General features: G+C 68.5%; 23 protein-coding genes. 8 read left to right on the top strand and 15 right to left on the bottom strand.

Translation table 11 applies throughout. The features are described from left to right. The first annotated feature begins 26 nt into the window (after positions 1-26). Genes ACSQ9A_RS02565 through ACSQ9A_RS02550 form a run of 4 tightly spaced genes read left to right on the top strand, consistent with a single transcriptional unit; the run spans position 27 to position 3,917 of the window. Positions 27-1,073, top strand: a complete 1,047-nt coding sequence (locus tag ACSQ9A_RS02565; RefSeq protein WP_436302568.1) for an ABC transporter substrate-binding protein — start codon at positions 27-29, stop codon at positions 1,071-1,073. After that, complete coding sequence (locus ACSQ9A_RS02560; RefSeq protein WP_436302567.1) at positions 1,070-2,209, top strand: ABC transporter ATP-binding protein; 1,140 nt, start codon at positions 1,070-1,072, stop codon at positions 2,207-2,209. The genes ACSQ9A_RS02565 and ACSQ9A_RS02560 overlap by 4 nt, the downstream gene beginning before the upstream one ends. After that, the gene (locus tag ACSQ9A_RS02555) at positions 2,206-3,105 is read left to right on the top strand and encodes an ABC transporter permease (protein WP_436295050.1); all 900 of its coding nucleotides are present in this window, start codon (positions 2,206-2,208) and stop codon (positions 3,103-3,105) included. The genes ACSQ9A_RS02560 and ACSQ9A_RS02555 overlap by 4 nt, the downstream gene beginning before the upstream one ends. Then, a complete protein-coding gene (locus ACSQ9A_RS02550) occupies positions 3,102-3,917 on the top strand; it encodes an ABC transporter permease (protein WP_436302566.1) in 816 nt (271 codons plus the stop codon). Before ACSQ9A_RS02555 ends, ACSQ9A_RS02550 begins: the two co-directional genes overlap by 4 nt. Here the strand turns inward: ACSQ9A_RS02550 and ACSQ9A_RS02545 are convergent. Next, positions 3,914-4,666: a hypothetical protein gene (locus tag ACSQ9A_RS02545; RefSeq protein ID WP_436302565.1), complete on the bottom strand. Its 753-nt coding sequence runs from the start codon at positions 4,664-4,666 to the stop codon at positions 3,914-3,916. The genes ACSQ9A_RS02550 and ACSQ9A_RS02545 overlap by 4 nt on opposite strands. A 45-nt stretch (positions 4,667-4,711) precedes the next feature. On the opposite strand from ACSQ9A_RS02545, the gene ACSQ9A_RS02540 reads away from it, so the two are divergent. Genes ACSQ9A_RS02540 through ACSQ9A_RS02530 form a run of 3 tightly spaced genes read left to right on the top strand, consistent with a single transcriptional unit; the run spans position 4,712 to position 6,776 of the window. Continuing rightward, positions 4,712-5,308, top strand: a complete 597-nt coding sequence (locus tag ACSQ9A_RS02540; protein WP_244503816.1) for a LemA family protein — start codon at positions 4,712-4,714, stop codon at positions 5,306-5,308. An 8-nt stretch (positions 5,309-5,316) separates the two neighbouring features. Beyond that, entirely contained in the window at positions 5,317-6,246 is a 930-nt protein-coding gene (locus ACSQ9A_RS02535) for a TPM domain-containing protein (protein ID WP_436302564.1), read from the top strand. Between the two features lie 2 nt (positions 6,247-6,248). Then, on the top strand, positions 6,249-6,776 hold the full coding sequence (locus tag ACSQ9A_RS02530; protein ID WP_436302563.1) for a TPM domain-containing protein: 528 nt from the start codon (positions 6,249-6,251) through the stop codon (positions 6,774-6,776). 3 nt (positions 6,777-6,779) lie between these two features. Here ACSQ9A_RS02530 and ACSQ9A_RS02525 read toward each other — a convergent pair whose 3' ends face one another. From ACSQ9A_RS02525 to ACSQ9A_RS02510, 4 genes are all read right to left on the bottom strand, one after another. Then, positions 6,780-7,358: a cyclic nucleotide-binding domain-containing protein gene (locus tag ACSQ9A_RS02525; RefSeq protein ID WP_436302562.1), complete on the bottom strand. Its 579-nt coding sequence runs from the start codon at positions 7,356-7,358 to the stop codon at positions 6,780-6,782. Between the two features lie 112 nt (positions 7,359-7,470). Beyond that, the gene (locus ACSQ9A_RS02520) at positions 7,471-9,117 is read right to left on the bottom strand and encodes an ATP-dependent DNA ligase (protein ID WP_436302561.1); all 1,647 of its coding nucleotides are present in this window, start codon (positions 9,115-9,117) and stop codon (positions 7,471-7,473) included. Continuing rightward, positions 9,114-10,181, bottom strand: coding sequence for a ligase-associated DNA damage response exonuclease (locus ACSQ9A_RS02515; RefSeq protein ID WP_436302560.1), 1,068 nt, complete (start codon positions 10,179-10,181; stop codon positions 9,114-9,116). Before ACSQ9A_RS02515 ends, ACSQ9A_RS02520 begins: the two co-directional genes overlap by 4 nt. Before the next feature lie 70 nt (positions 10,182-10,251). Beyond that, positions 10,252-10,776: a DUF3617 domain-containing protein gene (locus ACSQ9A_RS02510; protein WP_436302559.1), complete on the bottom strand. Its 525-nt coding sequence runs from the start codon at positions 10,774-10,776 to the stop codon at positions 10,252-10,254. 200 nt (positions 10,777-10,976) lie between these two features. Between ACSQ9A_RS02510 and ACSQ9A_RS02505 the strand changes: the two genes are divergently transcribed. Further along, complete coding sequence (locus tag ACSQ9A_RS02505; RefSeq protein WP_093104892.1) at positions 10,977-11,195, top strand: DUF3606 domain-containing protein; 219 nt, start codon at positions 10,977-10,979, stop codon at positions 11,193-11,195. 9 nt (positions 11,196-11,204) lie between these two features. Here ACSQ9A_RS02505 and ACSQ9A_RS02500 read toward each other — a convergent pair whose 3' ends face one another. From ACSQ9A_RS02500 to atpD, 10 genes are all read right to left on the bottom strand, one after another. Next, positions 11,205-13,283 carry an NAD(+) synthase gene (locus tag ACSQ9A_RS02500; protein WP_436302558.1) on the bottom strand — a complete coding sequence of 693 codons (2,079 nt, stop codon included), beginning with the start codon at positions 13,281-13,283 and terminating at the stop codon, positions 11,205-11,207. A 97-nt stretch (positions 13,284-13,380) separates the two neighbouring features. Then, positions 13,381-13,800: a hypothetical protein gene (locus tag ACSQ9A_RS02495; protein ID WP_436302557.1), complete on the bottom strand. Its 420-nt coding sequence runs from the start codon at positions 13,798-13,800 to the stop codon at positions 13,381-13,383. Beyond that, a complete protein-coding gene (locus tag ACSQ9A_RS02490; RefSeq protein ID WP_436302556.1) occupies positions 13,797-14,396 on the bottom strand; it encodes a hypothetical protein in 600 nt (199 codons plus the stop codon). Before ACSQ9A_RS02490 ends, ACSQ9A_RS02495 begins: the two co-directional genes overlap by 4 nt. Before the next feature lie 175 nt (positions 14,397-14,571). Further along, on the bottom strand, positions 14,572-15,735 hold the full coding sequence (locus ACSQ9A_RS02485) for a Gfo/Idh/MocA family protein (RefSeq protein WP_436302555.1): 1,164 nt from the start codon (positions 15,733-15,735) through the stop codon (positions 14,572-14,574). Between the two features lie 5 nt (positions 15,736-15,740). Beyond that, on the bottom strand, positions 15,741-16,703 hold the full coding sequence (locus ACSQ9A_RS02480) for a substrate-binding domain-containing protein (RefSeq protein WP_436302554.1): 963 nt from the start codon (positions 16,701-16,703) through the stop codon (positions 15,741-15,743). A 46-nt stretch (positions 16,704-16,749) separates the two neighbouring features. Then, entirely contained in the window at positions 16,750-17,784 is a 1,035-nt protein-coding gene (locus tag ACSQ9A_RS02475; RefSeq protein ID WP_093104879.1) for an ABC transporter permease, read from the bottom strand. Further along, a complete protein-coding gene (locus ACSQ9A_RS02470) occupies positions 17,753-19,270 on the bottom strand; it encodes a sugar ABC transporter ATP-binding protein (protein ID WP_436295038.1) in 1,518 nt (505 codons plus the stop codon). Before ACSQ9A_RS02470 ends, ACSQ9A_RS02475 begins: the two co-directional genes overlap by 32 nt. Beyond that, a complete protein-coding gene (locus tag ACSQ9A_RS02465) occupies positions 19,267-20,436 on the bottom strand; it encodes an ROK family protein (protein ID WP_436306243.1) in 1,170 nt (389 codons plus the stop codon). The genes ACSQ9A_RS02470 and ACSQ9A_RS02465 overlap by 4 nt, the downstream gene beginning before the upstream one ends. Positions 20,437-20,643: 207 nt before the next feature. Further along, positions 20,644-21,063, bottom strand: coding sequence for a F0F1 ATP synthase subunit epsilon (locus ACSQ9A_RS02460; RefSeq protein WP_093104875.1), 420 nt, complete (start codon positions 21,061-21,063; stop codon positions 20,644-20,646). A gap of 18 nt (positions 21,064-21,081) precedes the next feature. Next, complete coding sequence (gene atpD / locus ACSQ9A_RS02455) at positions 21,082-22,497, bottom strand: F0F1 ATP synthase subunit beta (protein ID WP_093105441.1); 1,416 nt, start codon at positions 22,495-22,497, stop codon at positions 21,082-21,084. Positions 22,498-22,509: the final 12 nt, after the last annotated feature.

The following is a 22,509-nucleotide window of genomic DNA, read 5'->3' as shown; positions in this document are numbered from 1 at the left end:
TTCCACTGCCGCCCGAAAGTCTTCCCATGCTCGCTCTTCAAAATCGCCGCGACCTCCTCCTGCGCAGCCTCGGCGCCGCCGCCGGCTTCGCGCTGCCCGCCCTGCCCTCCTTCGCCGCCGCGCCGCTGGTGGTCAACACCTACGGCGGCCGCTGGGAGAAGTTCTGGCGCAGCGACCTGCTGCCGATGCTCGACAAGACGAGCGGCGTGCAGCCCACGCTCGACGTCGGCCTGGGCAAGAACTTCATCGCCAACCTGCGCGCCGCCGGCATCGAGAAGCCGCCCTACAGCGTGCTGATGGTCAACGAGAACATCGCGAGCGTGGTGCGCGGCGAGGGCTACTTCGAGCCCATCCCCGCGGCCAAGGTGCCCAACCTTGCGAACGTCTACCCCAACCTGCGCAACCCGGGCGACAACGGCGTGCGCGGCATCGTCTCGACCATCGGCATCGGCTACCGCAAGGACCTGGTGAAGACGCCGCCCAAGTCCTGGACCGACCTCTGGAGCAACCCCGAGTTCAAGGGCAAGATCGGCCTCTACCAGATCGGCAACACGGCCGCGATGCTGTTCCTCCTGATGACCGCCAAGATCTACGGCGGCTCGCAGGACGCGATCGACCGCGCCTTCGTCGAGATCAAGAAGCTGCTGCCCTTTACGCAGGCCGACTGGAGCGGCACGCTCTCGACCATGCTCACGCGCGGCGACGTGACGGTGGCGGTGATCGACTTTCCCGAGATCGTCGCGCTCAAGAAGAAGGGCGTGCCGGTCGAGATGGTGGTGCCGAGCGAGGGCGTGGTGGCCTTCGAGCAGTCCTTCAACATCCTCAAGAACGCGCCCAACAAGGAGGATGCCTACAAGTACCTGAACTTCATCCTGCAGCCCGAGGTGCAGGAGATGATGGCCAAGGAATTCTTCACCTCGCCCACCAACACCAAGGTGCAGCTGGCATCGGCGATGGCGGCCGACGTGCCGGTCAGCGGCCAGGCCATGGCCTCGATCGTCGGTTTCGACTGGAGCAAGGTCAATCCGCAGCTGCCGGCCATCACCGACCGCTGGAACCGGGAGATCAAGTGAGCGCGGTGCTGCCTGCCGGCACGCGGCCGGCGGATTCGGACGCGGCCGCCGCGGTGCGCGCGCGCCGCATGACGCGGCTCACGCTGCAAGGGCTCTGCAAGAGCTTCCAGGCCACGACGGCGCTGCACGCGCTGGAGCTTCACACCGAGCCCGGCGAGTTCATCTCGCTCCTGGGCCCGAGCGGCTGCGGCAAGACCACCACGCTGCGCTGCGTGGCCGGCTTCGAGTACCCCGACGAGGGCGCAGTGCTGCTCGACGGCGAAGATATCACCGGCCTGCCGCCCGAGCGCCGCGACATCGGCATGGTGTTCCAGAACTACGCGCTGTTCCCGCATCTCACGGTGCGGCGCAACCTCGCCTTCGGCCTGGAGATGCGCAACGTGCCCAAGGCCGAGATGGCGCGCCGCATCGACGCGGTGCTGGCGATGGTGCAGCTAACGAGCATGGCCGAGCGCTATCCGCGCCAGCTCTCGGGCGGCCAGCAGCAGCGCGTGGCGCTGGCCCGCGCGCTGGTGATCGAGCCGCGCCTGCTGCTGCTCGACGAACCGCTGGCCAACCTCGACGCGGTGCTGCGCGAGGACATGCGCGTCTTCATCCGCGAGCTACAGAAGCGCGTGGGCATCACCACGCTCTACGTCACGCACGACCAGGCCGAGGCGATGGTGATGTCCGACCGCGTGGCGGTGATGCTGGGCGGCCGGCTGCAGCAGTTCGACGTGCCCGAGGCGATCTACCTGCGCCCGCGCAGCGTCGATGTCGCGCGCTTCATCGGCCGCTCGAACCTGATCGAAGGCCGCGTCGAGTCGAAGCTGCCCGACGAAGGCGCGTGGCTGCGCTTTCGCATCGAGACTGCGCTCGGCACCGTGGAGGCCGACCATGACCAGCCGCTCGCGCCCGGCCAGGTCGTGCACGTCACGATCCGGCCCGAGGCGATCCACTTCGACGGCCGCGGCCCCTACCAGGGCCTGGTGGCCACCAGCTACTTCCTCGGCAGCAGCGTGGAGCACACGGTGCAATGCGCGGGCGGCCAGACGCTGCTGGTGCAGACCGCGCCGGGCCAGCGCGTCGCGGCCGGCGCCTCGAGCGGCATGCGTTTCGAGCCGGGGCACGCCTGGACCATCGCGGGGCCGGAATGAGCGCCATCGCCTCCGCCGCACCGGTGCCACGCGCGATGCAGGCCGTGCCGCTCGCGCGCCGCGCCTTCTGGCTGATCGCGCCGGCGCTGCTGCTGATCGGCGTCTTCCTGGTTCTGCCCTACCTCAACATCGTGCTGATGAGCCTGCGCCCGCCGGCCGTCGGCGCACCCTACGGCGCGGGCCTCACGCTCGCCAACTACGGCCGCGCGCTCTCCGACGGCTACCTGCTCGGCGTGCTGGGCGACACGCTGCTCCTGGGCCTCACCGTCACGCCGATCTGCCTGCTGCTGGGCTACCCGGTGGCCTACCACCTCGCGCGCACGACTTCGCGCTGGGGCAGCGCGCTCTACGTGCTGGTGCTCTCGCCGCTGCTGGTGGGCGTGGTGGTGCGCAGCTTCGGCTGGCTGATCCTGCTGTCGGGCAACGGCGTGGTCAACCGCGTGCTGCTCGACCTCGGCCTGGTCGAGACCGGCCTGCAGCTGATGAACAACCGGCTCGGCGTGACCATCGCGCTGGTGCACGTGTTCCTGCCCTTCATGATCCTGCCGCTGGTCGGCGTCATTCAAAGCATCGACCCGTCGCTCGAAGCGGCCGCGCGCTCGCTCGGCGCTTCGCGGCTCAAGGTGTTCTGGCGGCTCGTGCTGCCCTTGTCGTGGCCCGGCATTCAGGCCGGCACGATCCTGGTCTTCGTGCTGGCGCTGAGCGCCTACGTGACGCCGGTGATGCTCGGCGGCGCGCAGGTCAAGACCATGTCGGTGCTGGTGGTGCAGAACCTGATCGACAACTTCCAGTGGCCCTCCGGCGCGGCACAGGCGCTGGTGCTCACGGCATGCGGCATGGCGGCGGTGGCGCTCTATGGGAAGCTGACTGGCCGCTTCATGAAGGGCCTGGCATGACGCGCCGCGCACCGCTGTCGTATCGCATCGCCGACGGCTTCGGCCTCTTCTACGTCGGCGCCGTCTACGCCTTTTTGCTGCTGCCGATCGCGATCATCGTACTGATGTCGCTCAACGCCGGCGAGTTCATGACTTTCCCGCCGCAGGGCATCTCGCTGCGCTGGTTCGGCGCGCTGTTCGTCAACGAGGCCTTCATGCGCGCCATCCGCAGCTCGCTGCTGCTGGCGGCGATCGCGACGCTGATCTCCTCGGTCATCGGCATCGCCGGCGCGCTCTACGTGGTGAGGTATGCGCAGCGGCTGCGCGAGCCGCTGCGCATGCTGCTGATGATGCCGCTCATGCTGCCCGAGATCCTGACCGCCATCGCGCTGCTGTTCTTCCTCTATGCGAGCGGCATCGGCACGCGCACGATGTTCGGTCTGGTGGTCGGCCACGTGCTGGTGACCCTGCCCTACGTGTTCACCAACGTCGCGTCGGCGCTCTACAACCAGGACGCCTCGCTCGAGCAGGCGGCGCGCAGCCTCGGCGCCTCGCCCTGGCGTGCCTTCCGGCGCGTGACGCTGCCGCTGATCAAGCCCGGCATCATCACCGGCGCGCTGTTCGCCTTCGTGATCTCCTTCGACCTCTTCAACATGTCGCTGCTGTTGAAGGGCATCGGCATGACGACGCTGCCGCTGCAGCTCTTCGACTACCTGCGCTGGGACTTCGACCCGACCGCGGCCGCCGTGTCCACGGTCAGCATCGTGCTCACGCTGGCGGTGGTGGTGTGGGTGGACCGGACGGTGGGGCTGCGCTCGCTGCGCTTCGGCTAGCGCGCACGCAGCCAGCCCTCCGCCACCGCGCGCAGCTCGCCCTGCGCCGCCTGCCACACCAGCTCGGGCGCGGCCACGTGCACGCCCGGCGGCGCGATGCGCAGCGCGACGTCGACCAGCTCCGCCACCTTGGTCGCGCGCACCGGCTGCTCGCTGGTCGGCACCATGAAGCGCGCGATGGACAGCATCCAGGCCGCCAGCCGCTCGGCCGGATTCGCGAAGCGCGCCGCGGCGGGCTTCTGCGCCGAGCGCACGATGATCACGCGCTCGAAGCCCAGAGCGACCACCGCCTCTTCGTCGAGGCTGGCGAGGCCGCGCTTCAGCGCCTCCGGCAGTCGGCCCTGGTCGTGCGGCTGCACGATGGCCAGCGTGCGCACGCCGCAGGCCCGCAGCCAACGGGCGAGCGCGGGCAGCTGCGCCGGCTCGGGCGTCCACAGCGCGCGTTCGCGGTCGTAGTAGAGACGCGGCGGCTCGAACAGGACCAGCGCCGTATCGGCCGCGACGAGCGGCCACTGCGCGATCTCCGCAACCGGTGCGAGCAGCGTCTCGACGCCGCGCAGGCCGTCGCGAATGGGTTCGCGTGCGAGCACGCGCGTGTGGTCGAAGCGATGCCGGCCCGCCAGGCGCCGCACCAGTTCCTGCCCCAGCGCGCCGGTGGCGCCGGCGATCAGCAGCGTGCCCTCGCCCGATGCGATGGGCTGCGCTCCACGGCTCGCGGCCTGCAGGGCTTGAAGAGGGTCGGCCGACATGCATCTATGCTAACTTCGCCTACTTCGCACCTCAGAGAGTTCGACATGGTGAAACGCTGGCTCTTGATCATCCTCACGGCGCTGTCGCTCGCAGGCTGCGGCTACAACGACTTCCAGCGCCTCGACGAGGCCAGCAAGTCGGCCTGGAGCGAGGTGCTCAACCAGTACCAGCGCCGCGCGGACCTGGTGCCGAACATCGTGGCCACGGTCAAGGGCGAAGCCAACTTCGAGCAGGAAACGCTGACCAAGGTGATCGAGGCGCGCGCCAAGGCGACCTCGATCCAGGTCACGCCCGAGACTCTCAACAACCCCGAGGCCTTCAACAAGTTCCAGCAGGCACAGGGCGAGCTCTCCAGCGCACTGTCGCGCCTGATGGTGGTGGCCGAGCAATACCCCAACCTCAAGGCCAACCAGGCCTTTCGCGACCTGCGCGTGACGCTGGAAGGCACCGAGAACCGCATCACCGTGGCGCGCAACCGCTACATCCAGACGGTGCAGGAGTACAACGTGCTCGCGCGCAGCTTCCCCACCAACATCACGGCCAAGGTGTTCAGCTACGACGCGAAGCCCAACTTCAGCGTCCAGAACGAAGCCCAGATCTCGACGCCGCCGACGGTGGATTTCGGCGCACCCAAGAAGTAACTTCCTAGATGACGGCCGCCCGCATCCGGCGCGCGCTGACAGCCCTCTTCCTGGTGGCCGTCGGACTCGCCGGCGCACAGGCCCAGGACCTGTTGCCGGTGCCGGCGCTCAGCGCGCGGGTGATCGACCAGACCGGTACGCTCGATGCCTCGCAGCGCCAGACGCTCGAAGCCAAGCTCCAGGCCTTCGAGCAGCAGAAGGGTTCGCAGATCGTGATGCTGATGGTCGCGACCACGGCGCCCGAAGACATCGCGAGCTACGCCAACCGCGTCGGCAATGCCTGGAAGATCGGCCGCAAGGAGGTGGGCGACGGCATCCTAGTCATCGTCGCCAAGAACGACCGCAAGATGCGCATCGAGGTCGCGAAGACGCTCGAAGGGGCGGTGCCCGACATCGCGGCGGCGCGCATCATCGACCATGCGATGAAGCCGCGCTTTCGCGAGAACGATTTCGCGGGCGGACTCGACGCGGCGGCCGACCAGCTGATCGCGCGCGTCAAGGGCGAGGCGCTCCCCGAAGTCGACAACAAGAGCGGCGACTTCGGCAACGATGCGCGCGACGACACCGGATTCGACTGGCAGGACCTCGCCATCTTCCTGTTCTTCGGCGTGCTGATCGGCGGACCGATCGCGCGCGCCATCCTCGGCAAGGTGCTGGGCCCGCTGGCGCTGGGCGGCGCGACGGGCGTGCTCGTGATGGTGCTGACCTCGAGCCTGGTGGTCGCGGTGCTCGCTGGCCTTGGCGCGCTGCTTTTCACGCTGCTGTCGACGGCCTTCGGTGCCGGCGCCGGCCGGCGCGGCGGTGGCTTGGGCGGAGGCGGCCTCGGCGGCTGGGGCACGGGTGGCGGCGGCTGGAGCGGCGGCTCCTCGGGCGGCGGGGGCTTCAGCTCCGGTGGCGGCGGCGATTTCGGGGGCGGCGGCGCCTCGGGGGACTGGTAGCGATGGCCGGCCCATCCTTCTTCCCGAAGCTCGCGCGCCTCTGGCGCCATCGCTGGATCGACGCGGCCGACGTGCGGCGCGCACTGCCGCCGGAAGCACTCGAGCGCCTGAGCCGACGGGTCGCGGCCAGCGAGCGCCGGCACAGCGGCGAGGTGCGCATCTGCGTCGAGGCAGGCCTGCCGATGTCCTACCTGTGGCGCGGCGCGCCGGCACGCGAGCGCGCGATCATGATGTTCGGCAAGCTGCGCGTGTGGGACACCGCGGACAACAACGGCGTGCTGATCTACCTGCTGATGGCCGAGCACGCGATCGAGATCGTGGCCGACCGCGGCATCGATGCGCACGTGAGCGCCGAGGAATGGGCTGCGATGGCGCGGCGCATGACAGCCGCTTTTCGCGAGGGCCGTTTCGAGGACGGGCTCACGCAGGCGTTGGAAGAGATGTCGGCGCTCTTGGTCGCGCACTTTCCGCTGGCCGAGGGCCAGGCCGACCGCAACGAGCTGCCCGACGAGCCGGTCATCCTGATCTGAGGCTCAGCGACGGCCCTGCGCATCGAGCAGGCGGCGGTTCACCGCATGCGCTGCATCCAGCTCCGACTGCAGCGCACGCGTGACCCGCGACAGCGTGCGCAGCCGCCGGTTGCCCTCGCGCAGCCGCTCGGCCAGGCCCTTGGCAACGCCCAGCATCAGGCGGGCCGCGGCGCCGGGGTGCGTCTCGATCAGCTCCAGCAGCGAGGTACGCGACAGCACGCCGAGCTTGACGTCGGTCAGCGCCGTGCAGCTCGCGGAGCGCGGCCCGCCGTCGATCACGCCCATTTCACCGACCAGGCTGCCCGGGCCGATGACCGAGATCACGACCTCGTCGCCGGGGACGCCGTTGCTGCTGACCACACGCAGCTGGCCATCGAGCACCAGGACCATGTAGTCGTTGTCGACCGCATCGCCTTCCTCGAACAGCAGGGTGTCGGCCAGCAGGTGCAGCGGCCGCATCGCATCGACCACGACCCGCGCCTCGTGCAGCCCCATACCGGCCAGCGGTGCGGCCTGCATCAGCAGATGAACGGCGTGCTCGCGCAGGTCGACGCTGGGACGAGGGTTACGGTGATCGTGCATGGATGAGAGTGCCGAGTTTCTCAGAACTGCGTCATTGGGTCCTGCAGTTTGCCGCGGTGCGCTCAGGTAGCGGCCGAGGCCGAGAACTTCTTCTCTTCTGCGCGATGCGTCTTCATGCCGGCAGCAGCGCTGCCAGCGTCTGCAAGGTATCGGCCTCCTGCACCGGCTTGTCCTCGCGCCAGCGCAGCATGCGGGGAAAGCGCACCGCGATGCCGCTTTTGTGGCGCGTGCTCTTCGCGATGCCTTCGAAGCCGAGCTCGAACACCAGCGTGGGCTCGACGCTGCGCACCGGCCCGAAGCTCTCGATGGTGGTCTTCTTGATGACCGCATCGACGCGCGCCATCTCGGCATCGGTCAGGCCCGAGTAGGCCTTGGCGAAGGGCACGAGCTTGCGTTCTGGCGCTTCGGGCGGCCCGTCCCAGACGGCAAAGGTGTAGTCGCTGTAGAGGCTGGCGCGGCGGCCATGGCCGCGCTGCGCATAGACCAGCACCGCATCGACGGAGAGCGGATCGATCTTCCACTTCCACCACAGGCCCACGTCCTTGGTGCGGCCGACGCCGTAGTGCGCCTCGCGCTGCTTGAGCATCATTCCTTCGACGCCCATCGAGCGCGCGGCTTCGCGCTGGCGCGCCAGGTCCTGCCAGCTCTCGCCGTGCAGCATGGGACTGGCAACGAGCGAAGGGTGCTGCGCGGCGGTCAGCAGATCGTCGAGCAGCACGCGGCGCTCGGCCTGCGGCAACGCGCGCAGGTCGCGGCCCTCCCATTCGAGCAGGTCGTAGGCCAGCAGCACCGCGGGGATCTCGCGCAGCAGCTTCGGACTGAGCGTCTTGCGGCCGATGCGCTTCTGCAGTTCGGCAAAGGGCTGCACGCGACCCTCGCGCCAGACCACGATCTCACCGTCGAGCACGCATCCGTCGGGCAGCGTCTCGCCCATCTGCGCGAGCTCGGGGAAGCGCTCGGTCACCAGCTCTTCGCCGCGCGACCACAGCCAGACCCGGCCGGCGCGCTTGACCAGCTGGGCGCGAATGCCGTCCCACTTCCACTCGACGAGCCATTGCGAAGGCGGCCCGAGCGCCGCATCGAACTGTTCGAGCGGCAGGTTGAAGGGATGCGCGAGGAAGAAGGGATAGGGCTGGCCGCTCGTCTGCTGGTCGAGCTCGCCGCTGCTCTCGGGCGCGATCAGCGCGGCGTAGTCGGCCGCGGTGGGCTGGCCGGCGATGTGCGTGTAGCCCATCAGCCGCTGCGCGACGCGCTTGGGGTCGAGCGCACCGACCGCGGACAGCGCCTGCGTGACCTGCAGGCGCGAGACGCCGACGCGAAAGCCGCCGGTGATGAGCTTGAAATAGACCAGCCGCTCCTCCGGCGCGAGGCGGCGCCATTGCGCACGCAGCGCGTCGGAGAGCTGCTCGGGCGCCATGCCGCGCAAGGGCAGCAGGTGCTTTTCGACCCATACCGCGAGCCCCAGGTCGTGCGCATCGGTCGGCGACGGCAGCAGCAGCGAAATGGTTTCGGCCAGGTCGCCGACCGCCTCGTAGCTTTCGACGAACAGCCATTCCGGCAGGCCGGCGGCCTCCTGCGCGAGCAGCCGCAGCAGCTTGGTGGGCACCAGCTGCCGCGGTTTGCCGCCAGCCAGGAAGTACACGGCCCAGGCCGCGTCGGCCGGCGCGGCGCTTAGCAGATAGCGCTGCAGCGCGGCCTGCTTGGCCAGGCTCGAGGTGCTCGCATCGAGCTCGCGGTAGAGCGCGGCGAACTGCTTCATGGGAGAGCTGTTTCTCCTTCCCCTTCCGGGGGAAGGCCGGGATGGGGGCCCGCGGCCGTCGGAGCACCCTCCATGTCCTCATCTCCGTATTCGGTCTTGAAGCCCTGCGCCTGCAGCCCGTTCTCCGAGAGCCAGCGCACCATCACCGCCACGCTTCCGTGCGTGACGAACACGCGCTCGGCCCCGGTGCCGGCGATGGCCTGCTGCAGCCCCGGCCAGTCGGCATGGTCGGACATCACGAAGCCGCGATCGACACCGCGCCGCCGGCGCGTGCCGCGCAGCTGCATCCAGCCGCTCGCGAAGCCATCCGAGTAGTTGCCGAGGCGCCGCATCCACGGCGTGCCATGGGCCGAGGGCGGCGCGAGCACCAGCGCGCGCTGGAGCAGCGCGGCATCGACGCCGGGATCGGTCACGCGCAAAGTCGGCGGCAGCGCCACGCCGGCCGCGCGGTAGACCGCATTCAAAGGTTCGACCGCGCCGTGGACCACGATCGGCCCGATGCCCGCATCCACGCCGTGCAAGATGCGCTGCGCCTTGCCGAAGGCATAGCACAGCAGCACCGAGGCGCGGCCCTGTTCGGCGTTGGCGCGCCACCAGACGTTGATCTCGGCGAACAGCTCGGCTTGCGACGGCCAGCGGTAGATCGGCAGGCCGAAGGTGGATTCGGTGATGAAGGTGTCGCAGGGCACCGGCTCGAAGGCCGTGCAGGTGCCGTCGGGCTCGGTCTTGTAGTCGCCCGAGGCGACCCAGACGCGGCCGCCGTGCTCGAGCCGCACCTGCGCCGAGCCCAGCACGTGGCCGGCCGGATGCAGCGAAAGCTTCACGCCCTGGTGGGCGATGGCCTCGCCGTAGTCCAGCGTCTGCAGCGTGATCTCGCCCAACCGCGCGCGCAGCGTGCCGGCGCTGTCGCGGTGCGCGAGGTAGTGGCCGTGGCCGGCGCGCGCATGGTCCGAGTGCGCATGCGTGATGACGGCGCGGTCGACCGGCTTCCACGGATCGACGTAGAAATCGCCCGGCGGGCAGTAGAGGCCTTCGGGGCGGGCGATGACCAGGTCGTCGGGCATGGCGCAGATCGTAGGCCGATGCCCGGCCCATCATGCAGACGGGCCGACGCGAAGCGCTGTCGGCGGCAGCCTACTTCTTCTTTTGAGCGCCCATCATGTCCAGCACGTTCATCTTCATGCCGTTCGACATCACCATGTCACCCGGCTTCTGGCCCGCCTTGCAGGGCCCGACCCACTTGGCCTCGATGATGGCCGTGCCCTCCTTGCGGCCCGCGAGCGGCGGGTTGTAGCTGGAGCGGCTTTCCATGCGGTAGCCGGTGCCCATGTCGCCCGAGACGACCGAATGCGTGGTGGCGGTGCTGGTGCCGATCTTGCACACCGAGTCGACCACCATCTTGCCGCCCTCGGTGCGCATGTCCTGCTTCGAACAGGCTTGCTGGCCTGTGCTGCTGCCCATCTCGCGCATGGCCTTGTCGGTGGCGGCGTCGATGCATTGCTGGGTCTGCATCGGGGGCGCCTTGGAGGCACCGTCGTCCGACTGGATCGTCATTTCCCACAGGCCGGGCTTGCGCGGCGGATAGTCGAGTGCGCTCGCCGCGCCGGCGTACAGAAGGCAGATCGCAGCGGCGACGCTCAAGCGGGTGGGAATTCTCATCGTGTGCTCCAGCAAAGACGGATTGGAAATGAAGGCCAGCCGCTTTCTAACCCACACGCCGGAACGGCGGAATAGAGCAATCGGCCGGCAGCCCCCAGCCTTCAGCGAGGTTGACGCGGCGGGCAGTCCCGTGGCCTGATTTCCTACAAGCGGGAGATGGTGCATCTCCTAGGGTGCGACAACCGACAGGAGCAAACGAGATGAAAAAAGCAGCCATAGCAGGCGGCGGCATTCACTCCGACCGCATCGACATCAGCACCGCCCGCGAGCTCGACAAATGGTCCAGGAAACTGGACGTCACACACGATCGCCTGCGCGAAGCCGTCCGCGCGGTGGGCAGTCGCGCCTCGGACATCGAGTGGCATCTGCGCGGAAGCCGCCAGGCCGGCGCCGGACGGCATTCCAGCGCATCGCACTGACATCCGCCCTCAACCGGACTCGGGAACCCGCCTTAGATCCTCCAACCAGACCTCCGCTTCCGAATCACTGGGCGCGCGCCAGTCGCCGCGCGGCGAGAGCGATCCGCCCGAACCGACCTTGGGCGCGTTCGGCACGCACGAGCGCTTGAACTGGCTGATCTTGAAAAAGCGGTAGAGGAAGGTGCCGAGGTGGCGCTTGATGTCGGCCAGCGCGTACTCGTTGCGCGCCGGCTGAAGCTCGTCCTCGGGCCAGCGGCCGCGCGTGCGGTCGCCCCAGGCCGCATGCGCGAGGAAAGCGACCTTGGTCGGCCTGAAGCCGTAGCGCAGCGTGTAGTAGAGGTGGAAGTCCTGCAGCTCGTAGGGGCCGATGACGTCCTCGGTCCGCTGGCCGGGCTGCGCCGACGCCTCCGCGCCGTCGGCGGCAGCGGTTGGAATCAGCTCGGGGCTGACCTCGGTCTCGAGGATGTCGCGCAGCACCGCGCTGCCCTCGGCGCCCAGCACCTGGGTTACAGCAACCCAGTGCACCAGGTGCTTGATCAGCGTCTTGGGCACGCTCGCATTCACGTTGTAGTGCGACATGTGGTCGCCGACGCCGTAGGTGCACCAGCCCAGCGCCAATTCGCTCAGGTCGCCGGTGCCGACGACGATGCCGTTGTGGTGGTTGGCCAGGCGGAACAGGTGGCTGGTGCGTTCACCGGCCTGCACGTTCTCGAAGGTGATGTCGTACTGCGGGACGCCCTGGTCGAAGGGATGGCCCAGGTCTTCCAGCATCTGGCGGCAGCTCGGACGGATGTCGATCTCGCGCGCCGTACAGCCGATGCTGGCCATGAGCCGGTGCGCCTGCGCCAGCGTGCGCCCGCTGGTCGCGAAGCCGGGCATGGTGAAGCCGAGGATGTTGGCGCGCGGCAGGCCGAGCCGGTCCATCGCCTGCGCACAGACCAGCAAGGCATGGGTCGAATCGAGCCCGCCCGAGACGCCGATCACGAGCTTGTCGATGCGGCTGGCCTCCAGCCGCTGCACCAGCGACTGCACCTGGATATTGAACACCTCGCTGCAGCGCTCGTCGCGCCGCGCCGGATCGGCGGGCACGTAGGGAAAGCGCTCCACCGTGCGCAGCAGGCCGCGCGGCACTTGAGGCGGCGGCGCGAGGTCAAATTCGACGGTGCGCCAGTTCGCCAGCGCGCTCTTGTGCTTCTGGACCGAGGTGCCGAAGCTGTTCTGCCGCATGCGCTCGCGCGACAGGCGCTCGAGGTCGACGTCGGCCGCGATGAAGTGCGAGCGGTTGCTGAAGCGTTCGCTCTCGGCCAGCATGTCGCCGCTCTCGCAGATCAGCGCCTGCCCGTCCCAGGCCAGGTCGGTGGTCGATTCGCCGATGCCCGCCGACGAATAGAGGTAGGCCGCGAGGCAGCGCGCCGACTGCAGGCTGACCAGCCGATGCCGGTAGTCCGACTTGCCGATCGTGATGTTGGAGGCCGAAAGATTGACCAGCACCGTCGCACCGGCCAGCGCCGCGTAGCTCGACGGGGGAATGGGCACCCACACGTCTTCGCAGATCTCCACGTGCAGCTTGAAGAGCGGCATCTGCCGCGACCGGAACAAGAGCTCGGTGCCGAAGGGCACGCGTTCGCCGCCGAGCTCGACCTCGGTGGAGAGCGCGCTGTCGGCGCCGTTGAACTGCCGGCCTTCGTAGAACTCGCCGTAGTTCGGCAGGTAGGTCTTCGGCAGCACGCCCAGCACCCGGCCGCCTGCGACGACGGCGGCACAGTTGAAGAGGCGGTGGTCCACGCGCAGCGGCAGGCCGACGACGGCGACGGCGCCGATGTCGCGCGAGGCCGCGGCGACCTCCAGCAGCGCGCGCTCGCAGGCATCGAGCAGGGCCGCCTGGTGGAACAGGTCGTCGCAGGTATAGGCCGAGAGGCCCAGCTCGGGGAAGGCGACCAGCACTGCGCCGTCGGCCGCCGTCTCGCGGTACATGCGGATGGTCTCGGCCACGTTGAACACCGGATCGGCCACGCGATTGCGCGGCACCGCCACGGCGAGGCGCGCGAAACCGTGGGTGTAGGGATTGAGGAACTCGTGTTCGGTCATGGGCCGGATTGTGGGCCTTGTGCCAGCGCCTGCCCGGCAGGCTCGGCAAAAGCCTTGGCCTTGGCCCGAATGCCGGCGCTCTTGCGACGAGGCCGCGCTAGAGCGAAAGCAGGCGCTGCAGGAAGGCGCGATAGCGCCGCAGCGCCATGCGCAGCTGCTCCGTCGACGCCTGCTCCACCTGGTCCGTCTGCCCCTCGAGCGCGCCGCGCTGCTTGGAGAAGGTCTGGCTCAGGTTGTCGAGGACCTGGCGTACCAGCTCGTCGGCCTTGCGCACTGCCTGCTGGGGGTCGTCGACGAAGCCGATCTGGACCGCATCCCAGCTGGCGCGAAAGTCGCGCGCCGCGTCGGGAGAGAAAAGCGGATCCAGCGACTCGTCGCTGCTCCCGGCGGGCGCCTGCTTCTCGGCCGCGGGCTGCTGCAGGTCGTCCGGCGCGATGCCTCGCTGCCCGTTGCGCTCCTCCACCGCCGCGGCTGCGTCTGCCGTGCCGCGGCCTTCCTGGGTCACATCGCGATTCATGATCGTGCCTCGACCGGCGTCGCCGGCATGCGCTCACGCGGGTCGGCTTCCGGCCTCACCTCGAGCAACTCGTCGAACAGCGCCCGGTAGTGCACCACCGCCTTGCGCAGTTCCTCGGTATCGGCTTCGCCGCGCAGGTTGCGCGCGCGGATCTCCTGCGCCGCGCGGTAGTTTCTCACCACGTCGGGATGGTCGACCGAGATGTCGGCGGCGCGGTGCTCGAAGTCGCCCATCGGATAGCCGCGCTGTTGCATCAGCTCCCGCACCAGTTGATCCGCCTGGCCGACCACCCCCGCCGGGTTGTCGACGAACTCGGCCTGCAAGCGCTTCCAGTCCCGGCTGAACCTGGCGGCTTCGCCCGGCGCGAGCGCCACGATGTCCAGGGCTTCGACGCGCGCTTCGCGCCGCCTGAGCTCGGCCTCGGCCTTGCTGCGGCTGCCGAGCTCCTCGACGGCATGACCGTACTCCGAGCCGAAGCGGTCCGCGAGCCGGCGCGACTGTCGTCTTCGATAGGAAAAATAAGCGGCCAGCGCGGCCAAGACGAGGATCACGACGATCCCGAGGGCCAGCCATGCCTGCGTGTTCGTGGCATCCATACGCATCTCCCTTCGCATCGGGACACTCGCGGTCCACCGCGATCGGCGGTCATCGCGGGCGTCTCCTTGGGGATGCTGTCCCGGCGGCCGCGCCAAGTCAGCAGCGCAGCGGACATTCAACTGTGGGCGGGTACCTCCAGCGGCAGCGCGGCATGCGGGGCGCGCGCATGCAGGCTCACCAGGCCGTCCACTTCGCCTCGCTCTTCGCGGAAGCCACCGTGCGCTCGATGAAACGCACGCCGCGCGCGCCGTCCTCGACGCGCGGGTAGTCGGCTTCCAGCGGATCGGCCGCAAGGCCCGCGAGCCGCGCGCGGATGTCGGCCACGACGCCGCCGTACACGTTCGCGAAGGCTTCGATGAAGCCCTCGGGGTGGCCGCTGGGCAATCGGCTCGCGCGCTTCGCCGCCTCGCCGAGCCAGGGCGATCCGCGTGTCAGGATGCGGCGCGGTCCGTCGTGCGGCAGGTGCAGCAGTTCGCTCGGCTGCTCCTGCCGCCACACCAGCGTGCCCAGCGTGCCGGAGACGCGCAGGCGCAGGTCGTTCTCCAGGCCGGTGTTGACCTGCGAGGCGATCAGCACGCCGCGCGCGCCGCCCTGGAAGCGCAGCAGCAGGCTGCCGTCGTCGTCGAGCGTACGGCCCGGCACCAGCGCGCTCAGGTCGGCGCAGAGGCTCTCGATCTCGAGGCCGGTCACGGTCGCGACCAGGTTCTCGGCGTGCGAGCCGATGTCGCCGACGGCGCCGGCCGCACCGCTCATGGCCGGGTCGCTGCGCCAGGCGGCCTGCTTGTTGCCTTCGCTCTCGAGCTGGGTCGAAAGCCAGCCCTGGTTGTATTCGACCACCACCTTGCGGATCTCGCCGAGCCGGCCCGAGCGCACGATCTCGCGCGCCTCGCGCACCATCGGGTAGCCGGTGTAGTTGTAGGTGACCGCGAACATCGTGCCCTTGCGCGCCACCGCGGCGACCAGGGCATCGGCCTGCGCGCGCGTGTGGACCAGCGGCTTGTCGCACACCACGTGGAAGCCGGCTTCGACGAAGGCCTGCGCGACCGGGAAGTGCACGTGGTTGGGCGTGACGATCGAGACGAAATCGATGCGCTCGTGTTCCGGGCGCTTCAGTTCGTCGTCGAGCAGGCTTTGCCAGTCGCCATGGTTGCGGTCGTCCGCCAGCAGCAGGTCGCGGCCCGAAGCCCGGGCCTTCTCGGCGCTCGACGACAGCGCACCGGCCACCAGCTCGGCCTGGCCGTCGAGCGCGATCGCCTTGCGGTGCACCGCACCGATGAAGGCGTCGCGCCCGCCGCCGACCATGGCGTAGCGCAGCTTGCGAGAAGGGATCTCGGTCATCGGCCTCAGAACGGTGAATTCGGGTGGTAGAAGTCCTTGGCGTTCTCCTTGGTGATCAGCACCGAGGGAATGATCGTCGTCGCCGGCAGCTTCTCGCCCTTCAGGCGCGCTTCGGTCGTGAGCTTGATCGCGTCGTAGATGAACTTGGGCGAGTAGCTCACGTCGGCGTCGATGCGCTTGTCCTTGCCGTCGAGGATGGTCTTGACCATGCCCTTGGCGCCGGCGCCGCCGAAGATGATCTTGATGTCGTCGCGCTTGGCCTGCTCGATGGCCTTGAGCACGCCCACCGCCATGTCGTCGTCGGCGGCCCAGATGGCATCGATGTTCTTGAAGCGCGTGAGGTAGTCCTGCGTGACCTTGAAGGCATCGTCGCGATTCCAGTTGGCGTACTTGGCGTCGAGCAGCTTGATGTCGGGGTAGTTCTTCATCACGCCGTTGAAGGCGTCCATGCGCTCGTTGTCCAGCGTGGTCGCGATGCCGCGCAGCGCGACGACGTTGCCCTTGCCATTGAGCTTCTTCGCGATGTACTCGGCCGGAATCTTGCCGAAGGCGGTGTTGTCGCCGGCGACATACGCGTCCTGTGCGCTGGTGTCGGTCAGGCCGCGGTCGACCACGGTGACATAGGTGCCCTTGGCCTTGACCTGGGCCACCGGCTTGGTGAGCGCGGCCGATTCGAAGGGGAAGATCACCAGCGCGTTGATCTTGGTCACCGTCGACAGGTCCTGCAGCTGGTTGGCCTGCTCGGGCGCGTTGGCCGCCGTCTTGATCGTGATCTTGAGGTCCTTGTGCTGCTTCTCGAGATCCTTCTTCGCCTGGTTGGCCCAGTAGTTGATGCCGCCCATGAAGCTGTGCGTGGCGGCGGGGATCGAGACGCCGAGGTTGACCTTCTCGGCGGCGAAGGCCGGGAAGGCCGCAAAGCTCGCGGCTGCGACGGCAGTGAGTGCGATGCGTCGGGTGATGAGAGTCATGCTTGTTGTCTCCGTGGTTGAAAAAGGGAAATGAAAAGCCGGGGGCTCACCTTCTGCCTCGCTGAAGAAAGGCGACGACGATGATCACGATGCCCTGCACCGCGGCGTTCAGGTACACGCTGATGATGCTGGTGAGGTTCAGGATGTTGCTGATGACCGAGAGCAGGATGGCGCCGATCACGGTGCCGGTGATGCTGCCCGCGCCGCCCTTGAGCGCGGTGCCGCCGACGATCACCGCGGCGATGGCTTCGAGCTCCCACAACAGGCCGGTGGTCGGCGACGCAGAGCCGAGGCGCGGCACGTAGAGCAGCGTCGCGATGCCGACGCAGACGCCGAGCAGCACGTAGGTGAGGATCTTCACGCCGTCGACGCCGACCGCGGCATAGCGCGCGACCTGCTCGTTGGAGCCGATGGCCTGCACGTAGCGGCCGTAGGCGGTGCGGTTCAGGATCAGGCCGCCGATGACGGCGACGATGAGGAACACCCACACCGGCACCGGGATGCCCAGCAGGCTCGCGTAATAGACCGGCGCGTAGAGGTCCGACAGATCGTTGTCGAGCGTGAGCGCGCCGCCGTCGGCGAAGTAGGTCAGGTAGGCCCGGAAGATGCCGAGCGTGCCCAGCGTCACGATGAAGGGCTCGATGCGCCCCTTGGTGATGAGCAGGCCGTGCGCGAGCCCGAACGCCGCGCCCAGCGCCACGGCGAGCACGGCGCCGAGCACCACCGCGAGGAGCGGCGAGCCGAACATGGGTCCCATCGCGTTGATGAACATGATCACGCAACCCGCGATCAGCGCCGCCATCGAGCCCACCGAGAGGTCGATGCCGCCCGAGATGATCACGAAGCACATGCCGACCGCGATGATGCCGATGAAGGCGGTGCGCGTGAGCACGTTCATCGCGTTGTCAAGCGTGGCGAAGTCGCCGTTGAGCAGCGTGCCGGCGATGCACAGCAGCACCAGGCCGATGACCGGGCCGAGGCCGTGCAGGCGCTCGGTCCAGCGCGGCTTGCTTTCGCTGCGGTGCGCTGCGGCGGCGGCCGTAGCGGCTTCAGGCGTGGCTTGTTGCGGTTCCGGTGGCATGAGCGATGAGCTCCTCTTCGGTCAATTGATCGGCATCGAGCGTCGTGACGAGCCGGCCCGCGCGCATCACCGCGACGCGATGGCACAGGCCGATCAGCTCCATCAGCTCCGACGAGACGACGATCACGGCCAGCCCCTCGCGGGCCAGGCGCTGGATCAGGAAATAGATATCGCGCTTGGCGCCGACGTCGACGCCGCGCGTCGGCTCGTCGAGCACCACCACCTTGGGCTGCGGCTGAAGCACCTTGGCGAGCGCGAGCTTCTGCTGGTTGCCGCCCGAGAGCGAGGAGGCGCGCGCGTCGAGGTCGCCGGTCCGGATGCCATAGTCCTTCACGGCCGTGGCCAGCGCGCTGCGCTCGGCCTCGGGGTGCAGCCAGGGCGTGGCATAGCGCTCGAGCGCCATCAGCGTGAGGTTCTGGCGCAGGCCGAGGTGCACGTGCAGGCCCTTGCCCTTGCGGTCTTCGCTCAAGTAGGTGAAGCCGTGCTTGGCGGCATCGCGCGGGTTGCGCAGCTGCACGGGCTTGCCGCCGATCTCGACACTGCCGCTCGCCGGCCGCAGCCCCATCAGGCCTTCGAAGAGCTCGGTGCGGCCGGCGCCGACCAGGCCGGCGAAGCCGAGGATCTCGCCGGGGCGCACCTCGAAGCTCGCATCCTCGGCCCAGCCGGGCACGCTGAAGTGGCGCACCTGCATCGCAGGCGCCGCGTCCGCGACCACGGCATCGCGCGGCGGATACAGGTCGGCGAGTTCGCGGCCTACCATCAGGTTGGCCATCTGGTGGCGCGTGAGTTCGGAGGTCGGCGCGCGCGTCACGAAGCGGCCGTCGCGCATCACGATCACTTCGTCGGTGATGCGCTCGACCTCGTCGAGCTTGTGCGAGATGTAGACGACGGTCACGCCGTCGGCGCGCAGCTGCGCGATCAGCTTGAACAGACGCTCGGTCTCGCCGGGCGTGAGCGTGGCGGTCGGCTCGTCCATGACGAGCAGGCGCGCGTGGCGCGAGACCGCCTTGGCAATCTCGACCAACTGCTTCTCGGCGACGATCAGGCGGCGCACCTTGGTGCGCGGGTCGACCTGGAGGCCCACTGCGGTGAGCGCAGTCGCCGCTTCGCGCTCCATCGCAACGTCGTCGAGCAACCAGCCTTTTCTCTTTTCGTGGCCGAGGAAGATGTTCTGCGCCACGCTCAGGTCTTCGGCCAGGTTGAACTCCTGGTGGATCAGCACGATGCCGAGCGCTTCCGCATCGCGCGAACTGCCGAAGTGCTGCGGCTCGCCGTTCACGCGCACGACGCCGCCGGTGATCGATTCGTAGCCGGCGAGGATCTTCATCAGCGTGGACTTGCCCGCACCGTTCTCGCCGAGCAGGCCGTAGACGCGGCCCGGTTCGATGGCGAAGCTCACGCCGTGCAGCACCTGCACCGGGCCGAAGGCCTTCACGACCTTGTCGAATTCGACGGCGACGCTGCGCTTGGGCTGCTGCTGCGTCATGGCGCGACCCCGCGAACCTTCAGCGTCTCGTGCATGGCCAGCACGCCGGCGCCGATCAGCCCGGCCTGCGTGCCCAGCGGCGTGTACTGGATCTCGAGATGCCGTGTCGAGAGCGCGAGCGAGCGCTGGTACACGCTCTGGCGCAGGGCCGCGAGGAACAGCGGTCCGATGTGCGTGATGCCGCCGCCGATGAACACGTGCGAGGGATTGAAGAAGTTCACGATCGACGCCAGCATCTGGCCGATCAGGTTGCCGGCGCGCTGCACGATCGCGTTGGCCGCCGCATCGCCGGCACGGCTGGCCTGGCCGACATCGATGGCATCGATGCGGCCCTGCGCGCGCAGCCGCTCGGCCAGCGCGGCGCTCTCGCCGGCTTCCGCAGCCTGTACCGCCATGCGCGTGATGGCCGGGCCGGCCGCCATCGCCTCGACGCAACCGACATTGCCGCAATGGCAGCGCGGGCCTTCCTGGTCGACGCAGATGTGGCCCACGTCGCCGGCTGAGCCCGCGGCACCACGGTACACCTCGCCGTGGCACACGATGCCGCAGCCGATGCCGGTGCCGATCTTGATGACGAGGAAGTTGGAGAGCGAGCGCTTCAGGCGCCAGAGTTCGCCGAGCGCCATCAGGTTCACGTCGTTGTCGACGAAGACCGGCGCCGCGTAGTCCTCGCGCAGGTAGTCGCGGATCGAGAAGCTGTCCCAGGCCGGCATCAGCGGCGGGTTCACGAGCTGGCCGATCTCGAAGTTGACCGGGCCCGGCACGCCGATGCCGATGCCGATCACCTGCTTCGCGTCGAAGCCGCATCGGCCCAGCAGCTCGCGCATCAGCACGCGCACGCGGGCCAGCACCACGCCGGGGCCTTCGCGCACGTCGGCCGGCTCCGCATGCTGGGCCAGCACCGTGAGGTCGGGCCGCAGCACCGCGACGTCGAGGCTGGTGGCGCCGATGTCCACCCCGACCAGCACGCCGAGGCCCGCATGGAGCTGGAGGTTCTCGGCCCGGCGGCCACCGGAGGAGCGCTGCAGGCCGGCCTCGGCCAAGAGGCCCTGCTCGACCAGGCCGGCGATCAGCGCGTTGGCCTTGCTCTTGGAGAAGCCCAGCTTTTCGGCCATGCCATGGCGCGAGCCGCCGGCCGACCAGAAGGTCGTCTCCAGCAGCCGCATCTCGTCGGCAGTGAGGCCGCTCCAGGTGCCCAAGCTTTGTCTCCAGTGTTCGTTCTTCGTTACCCTGCGGCCTCTACGGACCGGGGCGAAGGCGAATACTAGGCGCTGGGCTTCAGCCGAACAAGATTGAACTTCGACCTGATTAAGACCGAAGGACGTGAAAAAAGCCGCCCGAAGGCGGCTCTTTCGAAGGACAGCACTGCTGCCTTACTTTTTTTGGCGGTATTTGCGGAGTGCGGCGATCTGCGCGGCCATCACGGCCAGTTCCGATTGCGCCATCGCGATGTCGATGTCGCTCCTGGCATTCTTGAGCGCTTCCTCGGCGGCGGCCTTGGCCACGTTGGCCTTCTCGTCGTCGAGGTCCTTGCCGCGGATGGCGGTGTCGGACAGCACGGTCACCGTGCTGGGCTGCACTTCCAGGATGCCGCCGGCCACGAAGACGAATTCCTCGCCGCCGTCGGCCGTCTCGATGCGCACCGCACCCGGACGGATGCGCGTGATCAGCGGCGTGTGGCGCGGATAGATGCCGAGCTCGCCGGCTTCGCCGGGCAGCGCGACGAACTTGGCCTCGCCCGAGAAGATGGACTCCTCGGCACTGACCACGTCGACGTGAATGGTGTTTGCCATCTGGATTCCTATGCCGCCTTAGGCGACCTTCTTGGCCTTTTCGAACGCCTCGTCGATCCCGCCCACCATGTAGAACGCTTGTTCCGGCAGGTGGTCGGCTTCGCCGTTCACGATCATCTTGAAGCCGCGGATGGTTTCGGCCAGCGGCACGTACTTGCCCGGCGAGCCGGTGAACACTTCGGCCACGTGGAAGGGCTGCGACAGGAAACGCTGAATCTTGCGGGCGCGGGCCACGGCCAGCTTGTCGTCCGGAGCCAGTTCGTCCATGCCCAGAATCGCGATGATGTCGCGCAGTTCCTTGTAGCGCTGCAGCGTGCCTTGCACGGCGCGGGCCACGTTGTAGTGCTCTTCGCCGACCACGTGCGGGTCGAGCTGGCGCGAGGTCGAATCGAGCGGATCCACGGCGGGGTAGATACCGAGCGAAGCGATGTCGCGCGACAGCACCACGGTGGAGTCCAGGTGGGCGAAGGTGGTGGCGGGCGAGGGGTCGGTCAAGTCGTCGGCCGGCACGTACACGGCCTGGATGGAAGTGATCGAGCCGACCTTGGTCGAGGTGATGCGTTCCTGCAGGCGGCCCATTTCCTCGGCCAGCGTCGGCTGGTAGCCCACGGCGGAAGGCATGCGGCCCAGCAGAGCCGACACTTCGGTACCGGCCAGCGTGTAGCGGTAGATGTTGTCGACGAAGAAGAGCACGTCGCGGCCCTCGTCGCGGAAGGATTCGGCGATGGTCAGGCCGGTCAGCGCCACGCGCAGGCGGTTGCCCGGGGGCTCGTTCATCTGGCCGTAGACCATGGCCACTTTCGACTCACCGAGGTTCTCGAGGTTGACCACGCCCGAGTCGGACATCTCGTGATAGAAGTCGTTGCCTTCGCGGGTACGCTCACCCACGCCGGCGAACACCGACAGACCCGAGTGGGCCTTGGCGATGTTGTTGATGAGTTCCATCATGTTCACGGTCTTGCCGACGCCGGCGCCGCCGAACAGGCCCACCTTGCCGCCCTTGGCGAAGGGGCAGACCAGGTCGATCACCTTGATGCCGGTTTCCAGCAGGTCAGTCGACGGCGAGAGCTCGTCGTAGGCCGGCGCCTTGCGGTGGATCGAAGCGGTGACTTCCTGGCCGACCGGCCCGCGCTCGTCGATCGGGCGACCGAGCACGTCCATGATGCGGCCGAGCGTCGCCTTGCCGACGGGCACGGTGATCGGCGCGCCGGTGTTGGTCACGACGAGGCCGCGGCGCAGGCCGTCGGACGAGCCGAGCGCAATGGTGCGCACCACGCCGTCGCCGAGCTGCTGCTGCACCTCGAGGGTCAGCGTGCCGCCTTCGTATTGCAGCGCGTCGTACACCTTGGGCATCTGGTCGCGCGGGAATTCCACGTCGACCACGGCCCCGATACATTGAACGATCTTGCCTTGCGCTGTATTTGCTTGAGCCATCATCTGCTCCGG

This window comes from Variovorax sp. LjRoot290, from assembly GCF_964253985.1.
GTDB lineage: Bacteria > Pseudomonadota > Gammaproteobacteria > Burkholderiales > Burkholderiaceae_C > Variovorax.
This window is presented reverse-complemented; position numbering and strand designations above follow the sequence as displayed.